The 13,921-nt window shown below is 49.3% G+C and carries 13 protein-coding genes; 8 read left to right on the forward strand and 5 right to left on the reverse strand.

The features are described 5' to 3' along the window. Positions 1 to 39: 39 nt before the first annotated feature. The 3 genes from mraY to S7335_RS07920 form a co-directional block, all read right to left on the reverse strand. Positions 40 to 1,158 carry a phospho-N-acetylmuramoyl-pentapeptide-transferase gene (mraY, locus tag S7335_RS07915; protein ID WP_006455939.1) on the reverse strand — a complete coding sequence of 373 codons (1,119 nt, stop codon included), beginning with the start codon at positions 1,156 to 1,158 and terminating at the stop codon, positions 40 to 42. Between the two features lie 16 nt (positions 1,159 to 1,174). Beyond that, positions 1,175 to 1,330, reverse strand: coding sequence for a hypothetical protein (locus tag S7335_RS27715; RefSeq protein WP_006456133.1), 156 nt, complete (start codon positions 1,328 to 1,330; stop codon positions 1,175 to 1,177). Between the two features lie 316 nt (positions 1,331 to 1,646). Continuing rightward, positions 1,647 to 1,904, reverse strand: a complete 258-nt coding sequence (locus tag S7335_RS07920; protein ID WP_006454147.1) for a DUF3134 domain-containing protein — start codon at positions 1,902 to 1,904, stop codon at positions 1,647 to 1,649. 258 nt (positions 1,905 to 2,162) lie between these two features. On the opposite strand from S7335_RS07920, the gene S7335_RS07925 reads away from it, so the two are divergent. From S7335_RS07925 to S7335_RS29375, 5 genes are all read left to right on the forward strand, one after another. Continuing rightward, positions 2,163 to 2,816, forward strand: a complete 654-nt coding sequence (locus tag S7335_RS07925) for a PAP/fibrillin family protein (protein WP_006456855.1) — start codon at positions 2,163 to 2,165, stop codon at positions 2,814 to 2,816. A gap of 43 nt (positions 2,817 to 2,859) precedes the next feature. Further along, positions 2,860 to 3,750, forward strand: a complete 891-nt coding sequence (locus S7335_RS07930; RefSeq protein ID WP_071776917.1) for a PD-(D/E)XK nuclease family protein — start codon at positions 2,860 to 2,862, stop codon at positions 3,748 to 3,750. 112 nt (positions 3,751 to 3,862) lie between these two features. Beyond that, the gene (locus tag S7335_RS07935) at positions 3,863 to 5,890 is read left to right on the forward strand and encodes a sodium:proton antiporter (RefSeq protein WP_006456392.1); all 2,028 of its coding nucleotides are present in this window, start codon (positions 3,863 to 3,865) and stop codon (positions 5,888 to 5,890) included. Positions 5,891 to 5,895: 5 nt separating this feature from the next. Next, complete coding sequence (locus S7335_RS07940; protein ID WP_006456901.1) at positions 5,896 to 6,651, forward strand: precorrin-2 C(20)-methyltransferase; 756 nt, start codon at positions 5,896 to 5,898, stop codon at positions 6,649 to 6,651. A 201-nt stretch (positions 6,652 to 6,852) separates the two neighbouring features. Further along, on the forward strand, positions 6,853 to 8,136 hold the full coding sequence (locus S7335_RS29375; protein ID WP_038015887.1) for an energy transducer TonB: 1,284 nt from the start codon (positions 6,853 to 6,855) through the stop codon (positions 8,134 to 8,136). Positions 8,137 to 8,307: 171 nt separating this feature from the next. Here the strand turns inward: S7335_RS29375 and S7335_RS07950 are convergent, their stop codons facing one another. Both S7335_RS07950 and S7335_RS07955 read right to left on the reverse strand, forming a co-directional pair. Further along, positions 8,308 to 9,057 (reverse strand): PHP domain-containing protein, encoded by a 750-nt coding sequence (locus S7335_RS07950; RefSeq protein ID WP_038015890.1) that lies wholly within the window; start codon positions 9,055 to 9,057, stop codon positions 8,308 to 8,310. A 345-nt stretch (positions 9,058 to 9,402) separates the two neighbouring features. Beyond that, entirely contained in the window at positions 9,403 to 9,609 is a 207-nt protein-coding gene (locus S7335_RS07955) for a DUF2811 domain-containing protein (RefSeq protein WP_006457211.1), read from the reverse strand. 727 nt (positions 9,610 to 10,336) lie between these two features. Between S7335_RS07955 and S7335_RS07965 the strand changes: the two genes are divergently transcribed. From S7335_RS07965 to S7335_RS07975, 3 genes are read left to right on the forward strand one after another with little or no spacing between them, the layout of a single operon-like run. Then, complete coding sequence (locus S7335_RS07965) at positions 10,337 to 11,281, forward strand: putative selenate ABC transporter substrate-binding protein (protein WP_071776918.1); 945 nt, start codon at positions 10,337 to 10,339, stop codon at positions 11,279 to 11,281. A gap of 3 nt (positions 11,282 to 11,284) precedes the next feature. Next, a complete protein-coding gene (locus S7335_RS07970) occupies positions 11,285 to 12,043 on the forward strand; it encodes a phosphonate ABC transporter ATP-binding protein (RefSeq protein ID WP_006457109.1) in 759 nt (252 codons plus the stop codon). A gap of 44 nt (positions 12,044 to 12,087) precedes the next feature. Beyond that, positions 12,088 to 13,833, forward strand: coding sequence for an ABC transporter permease (locus tag S7335_RS07975; RefSeq protein WP_006454701.1), 1,746 nt, complete (start codon positions 12,088 to 12,090; stop codon positions 13,831 to 13,833). The last annotated feature ends 88 nt before the right edge of the window (positions 13,834 to 13,921 follow it).

Raw genomic sequence — 13,921 nt, forward strand, 5'->3', positions numbered from 1 at the left:
ATACCATCGGGAATTGGGTGCTGTTAGAAGTGCTTGGGACTATCTAAGCGTACTAATTGCGATGGTGGCTAGGAGAGCACTAATCATATAGAAGACACCGACTACCTGTAGCTCTGACCAGCCAGATAGTTCAAAGTGGTGGTGCAAAGGCGCCATTCTAAACAAGCGCTTGCCTTTGCCATCTGGGCCTTTGGTAGCTTTGTAGTAGCCAACCTGTAAGAGGACGGAGAGGGTCTCGGCGACGAAGAGAAGCGTAACAATCAGTAGGCCGAATAGGTTGTGACTAAGGATACCGACAGCGGCGAGGGCACCACCTAAAGCTAAAGAGCCGGTATCTCCCATGAACACTTTGGCAGGATTACGATTGTGGGCAAGAAAGCCTAGACATGAACCACTGAGCGTAGCGCAAAAGACCATCAGATCGGGATAAGTAGGGGCAACAAGCGCACCAAGGCCTAAAAAAGCGATCGCGCCCGCCCCGCTCATCAGCCCGTCGACACCGTCAGTTAGGTTAGTAGCGTTACTCTCGGCTACTAATACAAAGCTAGCTAGCGGCCAAAAGAGAAAACCTAGCGGAATGCTCAGGCCCAAGGGAAGCGCTACAGTGGTGATTTCGACAGACTGAGTGGTGAATGCCCAAAAGCAAAAGGCGATCGCAAATCCAATCTGTAGAATAAGCTTCGCCTTTGGAGAGATACCTTTATTAGAATGCTTTCGCATTACTTGCCAGTCATCGATCCAGCCAATCAGACCATAAGCTAGTGTCATCGCGCCTGCGGCCACTGTTAAAGGCGAAAATCCAGTCCATACCAGCGCGATTAGAACAGCAACCGGAATAAAAAAGATGCCGCCCATTGTGGGTGTGCCGGCCTTCTTGAGATGGGCACTCGGTCCATCCTCTCTGATAAACTGCGCCGCTTTGAACCGTTTTAGGATAGGTAAGGCGACGCTGCCAGCCAATGCCGATAGTAACGCTCCGATCACTAAAGGCCCAGTTAATTGAGGTGATAATTGAGCCGACCAAGCTGCGCCTGCTCCCACCGATCGCCCTGCCGCTAAATCTAACCCAATCGATGCGCTCAAGAGGCATCCTGCTAGCAGAATCGAAAGCTTTACACCAGATAGACCTACAGACTTTGGTAGAAACCTTGCATCCACGACACTATCCTCTCACTTACCACACACCTTTCCCATCTTCTACCAAAACTTGACGCTGTTTTGTAAATCTATGGTGATCGCAGCTACAGACTGTTCCTATTTCAGGATCGTTACCGTTCTCAGCCTTACCTTTAGCTTGCGAGGAATAAGCAGAAGAGCACTCACTTTTCATAAGTTATTACCTCACATGAAGACCTACAGCCCAGACAGCTGTAATACACGGCTCGATGAACCTGCGCCAAACCAAGCTAAACCCTGATGGCCTCAAACAAGCTGTCCAAGTGACTAGCTTTCTGTCTAAGTGATTAGCTAAGTGCCCTTAAATAGAAGATATAAGGTCTCAAAGTGTAAAGGCTAGACTAACCTAGATCACTACCCTGACGATTGCCTCTAGGTCATTCACACAGGATTACTCACATAACCTTCTTCTAAACCATGCCGCCTTAGATCTTCAAAGACGGCTAAAGCAAACCCTATCAAAGCAGAAACTAGTCATCATCTAGTGACATCTCAGCATCATCGTCATCTTCAATAGGGTCGTCATCATCGTCTTTGTCTTCAGTGCCCATAAGATCGGCAAGTTCCTCAGGCTCGGGCTCATCCCCTATGCTGTCGACTGGCTCGCGAGGGATGAGACGGCCAGTTCCTTCTAACCAGTTTAGGATAGAGGAATCTCTTTGAAGTGGGATCACTTCGGCGGTGTCTTTACGGGGAATCTGACGAACGGACGGATTGTAATTGCTCATTAAGCGGTGTTAGCTAAAACGGACTAGTACATAGATAACATAGGTAAGAAGTCATCTATCAGAAATCATCTAATAGCAGAGCAGCAACTGACTTTTAAGGGTCGCGTTTGGTTATTAACAAACCACAAGCTGAACTGCCCAGGGGCACTTACTTTACAGTACCACCGCATTAATTACATCTAATGGTGAATAGTGTCAATTGCTGAAGTATATTTCTTCGTATAAACGGGCCTATTGAAAGATAGGTCAGATAAACCCATGTTGAATAAGACTGACTTAAGAAATGCGATCGCTAATACCAACCGCGGCATCTCGACAACCGCCAATGACCGCCAGGCGATCGCGAGTATTATTGCCCGTGTAGAAGATCTCAATCCCACGCCCAATCCTCTGTCAGCGCCTGAACTATTAGCAGGTGACTGGCGGCTGCTCTATACCACTAGTCAAGAGCTACTTGGTATTGATCGCATTCCGTTCGCGGCTTTAGGCAACATCTACCAGTGCGTTCGGCCATCCACTTCACAGATCTACAACATCGCAGAGGTTAACAGCCTACCTTTTTGCGAAGGAATTATCTCGGTAGTTGCTGACTTTATGCCTGCGCCAGCCGATGAGTCTGCCTATTCCCAAGCATCCGCCACCACTACTGTTGAAACCCTGTCTCAGCGCCGCGTCAACGTTAGGTTCAACCGAGCCGTGTTTGGACTGCAGCGATCGCTAGGCTATCAGTCCCCTACGCAATATATCGAGCAGCTCCAGTCAACCGAAAAATTCAACTTTCTAAAAGGCATAGATCTTGCCATCAACTCAGATCGCCAACAGGGCTGGCTAGAAATTACCTATCTAGACAAAGATATGCGCATTGGACGAGGCAACCAAGGTAGTTTATTCGTACTCACGAAGGATACTTAACTTCCACGTTTCAACTGTCATCCTCCATGCTTTTCGCCCGCTCATGCTGCCTCTCTCCCAAAGTCACCTTACACATTTTGAAAGCTGTCCTAGAAGATATCAGCACGTCTTCTTCGATGCGCTCTCTACCCCCTCTACCTATGAACAACATACCAAGACTCAGTGGGGAAGCCAGTTTCACCTATTGATGCAGCAAAAGGCATTAGATCTCCCTATCCAGGCTGTTTCCAAAGCAGATACTCAAATGATCGCCAGTTTGGACGCGCTAGCCAATGCAGCGCCCGGGGTTTTTAACCATTTGCCAGCAGCGCGATCGCCTAGCGCCTTTAGCCAAAGCGAACATCGCCGTACGCTCGCGTTCAATGACTATCTGCTAACGGTGGTTTATGACTTGGTGGTGTTTTCTAGGCGGTCAGATGGAGGCCAGTTAGCAGACCGGTCAGGAGACCAGTCAAAAGGACATATATATGATTGGAAGACGCATCAGACACCCCAAAAGAAAGCCCGATTAGCGTCAGACTGGCAAACGAGACTGTATCAGTTCGTGCTATGTGAAACCACCGATCTAACGCCCGATCAGATTTCTATGACCTATTGGTTTGTCCGATTGGATGAGTCTGAGCGCTCAGGGATGTCAGCATCTACAACGTCCATACCACCCCAGCCAAGCTCCTATCAATTTGACTATGATCTGGCCCAGCACGATCAAACGCGCCAAGACCTGTTATCACTAACAGATGGGCTGACAGAAATGCGGCGGCGAGAAAACTTTCCAAAGGTGGCAGTAGAAAAAGGTGTATGCGAACACTGCCCTTTTGCGCTTAGATGCGATCGCCTCCCCTTTTCAGCTGCTACCCAGCCTCAAACCACCCAACAGTTACTGCGAACGGCTAGCCAACTTACCGCCGATAGTGTCACAGAAGTGACTCTGTAGCCTTTTGTAGGCAGCTGTGGCTATAGAAACATGAGCGAAGATAGCAAAGACGTATAGATTCGCAGAGGTTCGCTTAAGGCGCTATGCTTGATGATCTCGCAGTATCTGGATAATGGAAGCATCCTTCGAAATCACGCTGCAAATCGTTCTAACGGTCCTAGCAGGTATCGCTGCTCAGGTCATTGCAGCCTACCTAAAGGTTCCTAGTATCATTCTGCTGCTGATCTTTGGAATTGCCCTAGGGACCGATGGGTTGAACTGGATCGCTCCCCAGACACTAGGTGTCGGTCTAGAGGTGATTGTCTCATTATGCGTTGCTCTGATTCTTTTTGAAGGCGGACTGAACTTGGAGCTCAAAGAGATTGGCAAAGTCTCAGGCAGCCTGCGAAATCTGATCACCATTGGCACGTTCATCACACTCGTCGGTGGTGGAATGGCTGCTCACTGGCTAGCAGAGTTTCCCTGGTCGATTGCATTTTTGTATGCTTCGCTAATTGTTGTTACCGGGCCGACAGTCGTCACGCCATTGCTTAAGCAGGTCGGCGCAGAACGTAAGATTGCCACATTGCTAGAGGGTGAGGGCGTCTTGATTGATCCTGTTGGAGCGATTCTAGCGGTCGTCGTTCTAGACATCATTCTCAATGGTGATACTGATCCAGCCTTCGTGATAGGTGGACTGCTCGCTAGACTCGGTATCGGAATTGCTATTGGCGGTGGCGGCGGCGCACTAATGGCACTTTTCTTACGCACGGCAGATTTTTTATCGGAGGAGCTACGTAATCTGGTTGTGCTAGCCGGAACGTGGGGTTTGTATGGCCTTGCTCAAAGCGTACAGGGAGAGTCAGGGCTGATGGCAGCGGTCGCCGCAGGTATCGTGGTCCGAGCTATCTCAATCCCAGAAGAGCGGTTGCTCAGGAGGTTTAAAGGGCAGCTAACTATTTTTTCTGTGTCGGTGCTGTTCGTTTTGCTAGCGGCTGATCTATCAATAGCCAGCGTATTTGAGCTAGGGTCGGGCTCTGTGTTAACGGTACTTGTTTTAATGTTTGTCGTTCGGCCAGTTAATGTTTGGGCTTGCACATTCAATAGCGATCTCAACTGGCGACAGAAGGCTTTCATGAGCTGGATTTCGCCGCGTGGGATTGTTTCAGCCTCTGTAGCATCCTTGTTTGCCATTCTATTAACCGATCGAGGCATCAACGGTGGCGACTCGATTAAAGCCTTAGTGTTTTTGACTATTATCATGACCGTCTTTGCCCAAGGGCTAACGGCGCGCAGCCTAGCACAGGCACTCAAAGTAACCTCTAGCAGCGCAACGGGCGTGGTGATTGTCGGCTGTAATCCATTAGGACTAAAGATTGGTAGGTTGTTTAAAGGTAGAGGCGAGTCGGTTGTGATTATCGATACTGACAAGGCAGCCTGCGATAACGCCAAAGAAGAAGGCTTTGACGTCTTCGTCGGTTCAGCGATGAATGGAGAGATTCTAGAAGAAGCAGGCTTGAGTTCTATCGGCACATTTCTAGCTGTGACGAATAATGGGGAAGTGAACTCTGTGATCGCAGAACGAGCGAAAGAGGAGTTTCAGCCGCCTAGAGTGTTTGCAGTTCTGCCTCGGACCCAAGCAGGAACGGCTGATGCCAAAAATGATAAAGCAAGGGGTGAGGTGAAAACGCCCCGACTGCCTGTGAAGAAGTGGAACACGTATATCACTGACGATGCGGTTCAGACAGGAACGTATGACTTTACTGAAGATGCGATCGCCCCTCAAAGAGAACAAGTTAACAAACTTATTGAAGAGGGCGATGTCATCCCACTAGTAATCGAACAAGCCGAAAAGCTTGAAGTCGCACTAGGTGAAACCGAATGGCTCGCCGGAAGCCAGCTTACCTACCTAATTCACGATCCCACCCCCCAGCTACTCAAGCGGCTCTCCGGTGCTCGCAAGCCCTCCCGCCAGATCATCAAGCCTACTCCAGAAGACTCGCCAGCGGCCACTGGAAAGTCGGCAGACAAACCAGCGGCTAAGAAAGCCTTAGATGGGAATGGAAAAGGTAGAAGTGAATCCGCTCAGCCTAAACCGGCTTCGTCTAAGTCTGAAAATATTAAGGCGATCCAACCTAGAAAACTGATCGAGGAGCCCTAGCCATAATGGGGAGCCCGCTCGAACAGCAGCCCATTCCTCAGCAACTACCTTCAGAGCAGCTACCAGGAACGCTTTATGGACTAGGCGTTGGACCAGGTGACCCAGAGTTGATTACGCTCAAGGCGCTCAACTGTCTGCGCTCGGTGCCTGTGGTGGCTTTCCCAGCAGGATTGCGAGGTCAGTCTGGTGTGGCACAGCAGATTATCACGCCGTGGCTATCGCCAGAACAGGTACAGCTACCCCTACAGTTTCCTTACGTGCAGGATCTAGAACAGCTAAGCGTTGCTTGGAAGCAAGCTGCTAGGGAAGTCTGGCCCTATTTGCAAACAGGCAATGTCGCCTTTGCTTGCGAAGGTGATATTAGCTTCTATAGTACCTTCACTTATTTAGCGCAGAGCTTGCAGCAGTTGCATCCTGATGTAAAGGTAAGTGCGATCGCTGGTATCTCCTCTCCAATGGCCGCTGCTGCTGCCCTCGGCATTCCTCTAACCTATCAACACCAAAGGCTGACTATCTTGCCTGCGCTCTATGACGCTCAGCAACTAGAGACTGCGCTCGACTCAGCAGAAGTTATTGTTCTTATGAAAGTTAGCAGTGTCTATAGTCAAGTGTGGAAGATACTAGCCGAGCGGCGACTGCTGGCGCGTAGCTATGTTGTTCAGAACGCCACCAAAGCTGATCAGGTCATCTACAGTGATCTTCGGTCACATCCAAATCTCAAGCTACCGTACTTTTCGATCATGATTGTGCAAAACAATTGACCGCTCGCCTAATGCGACTGGGTACTGAAAGTGAGCAGCAAGAGCGACTTTCTTTCTCAAAATTGGCATACATCTAAAAGCAGCTTTCTGCTCAAATCGACTACGCTATAGTCAGTCACACGCCAGATATCTCTTGAAGCCAAAGCATGTATATAGACATACGTACCGCCAATAAATATCGTTAATTACTGTCCGAAAGTTATGGCCTTTTCCTCTCGACTAAGATCAGCTGTTCGTCCTCTTTCGCGGACAGCCAAGTTTGTTAGTCCCACCGCAACTGGTGTCTTGCTCTCTGTGGGTGCTCATGCTCTCTTCTTTGCATTTGGCCCCCGCACTAACTTTTCCTTCGCTGCCCTTAGCGAGGCAGCGCAGCAAGCAGAAGCTGAGGAGACCATCGTCCCGCTCGTACAGCTGACCCCTGCCGAGCGCAGTCGCCTGCCTGCCTTTGCACAGCCGCGCGTTTTGCCACCTAGCCGTACCGGGCTTAGCGAAGAACTAGGATTGCCCTCTAACCTTTCATCACTTAGCAGAGGTCAACTCCCGCGAAAATCTACACCTGCTGGGAGGCTTCCCTCACCGACACTATCGACTCGTAGACCTACACCCAATCCCATTTTTAGAGTACCTAGAACCTCTGTTGGTCCGTCTACAGTCAGAACTCTACCCTCGCCTAGGCCTCTACCCTCGCCGCCTGTCAGGCCTTCTGTCAGACAAAGACCCACTGTTTCTGTTTTGCCACCGCCGTCAACTCCTCTGCCTAACGTGACAACTGGCAACCTATCGATTACACCGGGTAACGGTAGCAGCTCGTCAAGTACAGCTCTTCCAAACCTGCCAGCCGCCGGAGAAGCGCCTTCGGCAGCTGATCTACAGACAACGCCCCGTTCGATCGAGGATGCTCTAGAGTCGACTGAAAATCGTGCACTTGCAGACGATAGTGCTCTATCGGAAGAAACGCGATCGCCTTTAGCAACCGATGAAAGTCCGAGCACATCAGCCGAGCCGCAAACTGAACCAACCGATATTGCTGTTTTGCCCCCAGACTCGATTGACGTAGCACCTGCTCAAGGTGATTCTAGTCGACTGTTAGCAGGGTTTATCTACGATCCGACTGATGTCTCGCAAGCAGAAGCCGATGCCAACTTGCAAGCTTGGTTGACTCAAACTGCTGAAAACAAGAGCGAAATAGACACTCAGCAAGCAGCAGTCACTATCGACTCTAACTTCAAAGTCTGTAAAGACAATCCACCGGCAGACGGCTTGATTGGTGTAGTTGTTAATCCTGATGGCAGCCAATCAGAGACCAAAGTACTCAAAAGCATTGGCTATGACCTACTCAATCGCCAGGCTCTAGATGCGATTGAGCGAAGTGATTTCGGGCAGCCAGAGACGCCCACTCAGTATCAAGTGAGCGTGGAAGTCATTTACCAACCTGAGGGCTGTGTGGAGCAGCTACCATCGGCAGCTGAAGATATTGATGGGTAAGCTTCGGCGATCGCTTTTTCTTTTGCCATACCACAACGACCGGAAACACAAAGGCGTCTACCGATCTAGACATAGCGGCAAGCAGAACTGCTTTGTTTTAGTATCTTCTAGTCTGCCTGCTCTCTTTTAGGTGCTGCACTTAGCTCGAACTGAGGTTGGAGATACTAGGTCCTAAAGACGCCTAGTAATCGTTTTGCCGTGTGTATCAGTTCCGCAGCTACTAAGCAAATCTAATTCTTTTGCGAGAGCAGCTACTCGTTCAGTTTTACCTGGGCTCGGGCGCCAAACTTTAGGGTTGTCGTAGGCATAGTATGTTTCAACGCCGTCAATCCCTAACTCAAAGGCAGCACGGATCAGAAGCTCTTCGTCAGTACGATAGCGAACAGGATGGGCAAGTATCGCAATCCCACCAGCAGACTGAATAGCCCGAATAACATTAGTCGCTTCACGTGCTTGCCCCCTGGGCGCAGCTCCCCGTGTGTAAGGTCGAATCGCTTCGTGAGTAGGCTTGAATGCGTAGCCCAGAATATGAACGTCAGTCTCTGCTAGGAAAGAAGTAATTTCAATACCTGTCCATACTTTAGGCAGGTTTTTGGCCCCGGGCTTAGGATTTCGCCTCCAAGGAGAAGGATTGTGCCAGCGCCAGTCTTCCATCCATGCCTTTGCCTGAGAATAGCCCTTGATCGTGTGGTGATCAGTAATCGCAATACCCCGCAAGCCAATCTTGACAGCTTGCTCCATAAGCTCTGACGGCGCTAACTTGCCGTCAGAGCAGTAGGTATGCATATGAAAATTGTACGTTTTCGGGCAGCTCTGCGCACTAATACTCTGTAATACTTCTCTGAGTAGCAAAGAATCCTGCGTCGCTGTCCGATGGGCTACTTGGTTAGCAGTCTCCCGATCAGCAGGACTTGCAGACATGATTGTCTAGCGCTCGTAATACGACTTAACCTACTATACCCAAATTGTCAAAATATGGGGAAGGCCTCTCTGCTGGTGATATCTATGCTGCCATCTGTCGCAGGCTAAAGCCATACCAGTTCTACTGGTTCTAACTGAAGTCAGGAATGGTCAATGCAAACGAGTGGAGTAAACAGCTCCGGTGGCTGGACATTACCTTTGGCTAGATAGCGCACCTTATATATATAGAGCTTCATATAGAGCTTCGAAGAACATAGAGTTTAGGGATAGAGATTTTTGTAGACATACGCCTAAGGGGTAAGAACCTACTGTAGATACAGTTAGGGAAATAATTTCAGCAAGAAGCTAACGGGCATAGTCAAACAAAGTATCTAAGTAAATCCTTGAAGGCGTTTGATCTCCCTCTTTCTGGCCATTTTGCAGCAAGAACAAAGACAGCGCTGCCGCATACATCCTGTCTTGGTCCCATGTTGGATGAGTTTCTAAAAAACCATTGAGAGCGTTGTGAAGATCCTCAGGAATTTCTGCTAAAACACTGACATTTAGCTGCATGGGAAACCTCTGCATAGCGCCTGTTGTTCTCCTGCCGTTGTAAGCAGGCTGTCGAAGTATTTTGCTGATTTAGTTTGGCTTTGTCAATGATAGAAATATTAGTAATCGCTCTTTGCAAATATTTTTATCGAACGAGGAACAAGTACTTTCAGGCTTTCTACTTCGTATAAGTTTACATTTTCTGCTTACTCTCTCATTTTAGAAGGGTTTTGATTTGGGTAATCCTAAGAAAGGCTTGAACCTACTGATTTTGGGTAAAAATCTGTGGAAAACTTTTTGAATCCTGTGGAAAACTTTTTGAATCCTGTGGAAAACTCTTGAGGAATCGGTGGAAAACTGCTGAATGGCTTTTTGCAAAGATAAAAAAACAGTTTGGGTTCAGACTTATCGAACAATCAAATTTTGCGACCTCATCTATTGCGCGAACGAGCATTTACCTTTACACTGCCTTGCTCAGATGTATGTACAACGCTGCTTTGCAGCTAGCACATTCCACGCCCAAAAAAAGCACGGCGCTATTTGATGTCAATAAGTCTGAGCCGTTTTGTGGCGTTAGGAATACAAAACCTTTCATCTCACTGCCTAGGTTTTGGCAAGAGTGCTGCAGCCTCGGTAGGGCGATCACCTGGGGAAAACTCATTGTCCTGATTTACTATCCTGATTTGTCTATAACGATCAAAACTTGCTATTCTCGTTAGCTCTGACTAGAGCAGGTAATTTCAGCTAGATGGCACATTTCCCACGCTACCGAAGACGTTCCCTCGTTCTATTCTTTTTTAGCTTTGCGCTTTTGTCGTCTATCGGCTGGGGTTGTGGTGACAGCCAAAGGCAAGGCGTGGGCATCTCGGCCCCGGCGCAAACTTTGAGGGTGGGTGCTATCCCCGACCAAGACCCTGAAAAGCTACAGCGGCTATATGGGATTTTGTCTGAATATTTGAGTCAGGAGCTAGGTGTACCTGTTACTTATCAGGCTGTGACAGACTACGCAGCAGCTGTTACTGCGTTCAAAGTGGGAGACCTAGATCTCGTTTGGTTTGGTGGGTTAACAGGTGTTCAAGCTAGGCTGCAAGTACCCGACTCAGAGGCGATCGCTCAAAGAGATATTGACGCTGAATTCCACACCATTTTCATTGCTAGTACCGCCAGCGATCTAGCACCCATTAGTGATTCCGCAGAGCTGGTTAATCTCAAGGGTAAGACCATCACTTTTGGCTCTGAATCCTCTACGTCTGGTCGGCTAATGCCTCAGTATTTTTTGGAGCAATCGGGCGTGAAACTGTCTGATTTTAAGAGTGAACCGGGATTTTCGGGCTCTCACGATGCCACGATTAAGCTAGTTGAAGCAGGTACCTATGATATAGGGGCGCTCAATGAACAGGTATGGCTGGATCGTTTGACCGCCGGTGAAGTGGATCAAAGCAAGGTTCAAGCTATCTGGCAAACACCGGCTTATTACGACTACCACTGGGTAGTTAACAATAAAGCGGTTGATAAGAAATTTGGCGAGGGTTTTACGCGCAATATTCAGACCGCGCTACTAAAGCTAGATAAGAATGACCCAGACCAGGCTGCTATTTTGGAGCTGTTTGGGGCCGATAAGTTTATCGAAACTGAGAACGAAAATTACGCTCAAATTGAAGCTGTCGGTCGTGAGATTGGCAAGATTCAGTAGCGGATGAATATAGCACTGCAATTGGACTCGGTAAGCTGTCGGTTTGGATCGGTGGTGGCATTGCAAGCAGTGAGTGTGGCGATCGCCTCTGGTGAAAAAGTTGCCCTTGTCGGCCCTAGCGGTGCTGGCAAAAGTACACTACTTAGCCTATTTAACGGTGGACTAAACCCTGATCAAGGCTCAGTGCAGGTGCTCGGAAAAGCGATACATACCTTACGCGGATCCGAGCGTAGAAGATTGCAAAGGCAGATTGGCAGCGTTTATCAGCAGCACCAGCTAATCGATAATTTATCGGTAATCCATAACGTCAACGCTGGGCACTTGGGAAGATGGCCTCTATGGAAGGCGCTGTGGTCTTTGATTTGGCCTCAGCAGGTAAACGCAGCCAAACACGCACTTGAGCAGCTCGGTATTGCAGACAAACTCTATGCTCGAACCGATCGACTCTCAGGTGGGCAGCAGCAGCGAGTAGCCCTAGCTCGGATGTTGGTTCAAGATCCGGCGATAGTGATAGCCGATGAGCCAGTCGCTAGCGTCGATCCGGCCCGCTCGCATGATGTAATGTTGCTGCTAGCCCAGTTAGGACAAAACAGGACGCTGGTCGTCAGTTTGCACGATGTGGCTTTAGCACAGACCTATTGCGATCGCCTCATCGGCCTGCGTCAGGGGCGTATTCTGTTTGATCTACCTAGCAATCAGGTGAGCCCTGAGCAGCTAGCGGCTCTGTACAATCTAGAGGACTGTAATCTAGCGAGTCACTAGCAGAAGGTTTTGAGCTAACAGACTAGGACAGCGTAGAGTTCCCTTTGAAAAAATCCACTACTAAAGGTGTCTATAGAGATAGCGTTCCTAGCGCTGGTGGAGCGCAAGCACTTCGAGCATCTAGTCAACGCCTAGTCGATCATCAGAAAATCTTTGCGTTCGTTCTATGGCTCTTGCTAACAATTTGGGCGCTGTGGATATCGAATACTCCCGAGTTGAACTGGAGTGGACGTGCATCGATCTACCAGTTCCTATCAGCTAGCTTTCAGCCCGAGCTAAACCCTACTTTCCTTGGGGTGATGGCAAAAGCAACGCTCACAACCTTCGCTTTTGCGGTTTGTGGAACGACACTTAGCCTGGTGATAGGTTTAGTGCTGGGTGTCGTCTGCTCGCGGGTTTGGTGGCAGATCTTCCTACCTGGAGCCGTAGGTCGAGCTGTATGGATAGCACTGCGAGGAGGGTTGGCCATACCTAGGGCTATTCACGAAGTAATTTGGGGACTGCTGCTACTGAGCGTGTTAGGACTCGATCCGATTGTGGGCGTGGGCGCGATCGCGATTCCTTTCGGGGCTATCACAGCCAAAGTTTTTTCCGAAATCATAGACGAAACGCCTATTGGGCCATTGACCGCCCTAGTCAATAGCGGAAGTAATCGCATCGCTGCTTTCTGTTATGCCCAGCTCCCACAAGCTCTACCTAACCTGATTTCCTATGGGTTCTATCGGTTTGAATGTTCGTTGCGAGCGGCGGCAGTGCTCGGCATTATCGGCGCAGGTGGTCTGGGTGAACAAATCTTTCTGAGCTGGCAGTCTTTACAATATGCGGAGGTTTGGACAGGCTTTTATGCGCTGATATTGCTCAATGGTCTAGTTGATACCTGGAGTGCGAAGCTCAGGCGGCAGATGGGGTTTGTCAGCCGACTAGATCTAGCCGATAAGTCCAAACGCGCCCTAGTGCCGGTAGCAACTAGGCAAACCGATAAAAACCGGACATTCGTTTGGGGTTCTTTAATTGCGATCGCGCTGTGTATACCTCTGTGCTTTGCCTATCTCAATATTGATTGGGGGCGAATAGGCAGATCTGTCCCCTTTCTCGCGGATCTAGCCAGCGAGCTTACAGCAGAGCAAGTTTTACCGGCATTCTCTTTTTCCCTAGTGCCGTTAGCACTTCAGACGATGGCGATGTCTATCTTAGCGATCAACCTGGCTGGAATAGGCGGTGTTCTGTTTTCTTTTCCTGCCGCTCAGAATTTTTTCTTACCCGGTGGGTTACTACAGAGTATTGGCTCTACTCAGCGGCTGAGTTTAGGACATGGTGTGCTTGTACTCTCAAGAATGATTTTGCTAGCGGCTAGAGCCATCCCTGCGCCGATACTGGCACTAATTGTTGTTTTTGGGATGTATCCAGGGATTTGGCCAGGTGCGCTAGCGCTGGCTGCTCACAACTTTGGTATCTTGGGCCGGTTAATGGCTGAGGTCAATGAGAACCTGCCAGATGGGCCGCTGCGGGCACTGCGATCGCTAGGAGCCTCCAGCAGCGGCATCGTGTTCTATGGCGTATTCCCGGCTAATCTGCCGCGATTTCTAGCCTACATACTCTATCGCTGGGAAGTCTGCCTTCGCGAAACCGTCATTGTTGGCATCGTTGGTGTCGGCGGGTTAGGCCGGCTGATGACAGAACAGCTCAGCAGCTTCGACTATGGCAGTTTGGCTGCTACGCTGCTTGTTTTTATCGGTCTGACTATTTTCATAGACGCCATTAGCGGATGGATGAGAACAGCGGTGCGGTGATCTAGTCATTGGTCTAGCGTGCCGGTGGTCTAGCGCGAGTCTTGAAGTGATTAAATGAGGACTGATCGATTCTTAGGTTTGCCTAAAA

It is taken from the genome of Synechococcus sp. PCC 7335, assembly GCF_000155595.1.
Lineage (GTDB): Bacteria > Cyanobacteriota > Cyanobacteriia > Phormidesmidales > Phormidesmidaceae > Phormidesmis.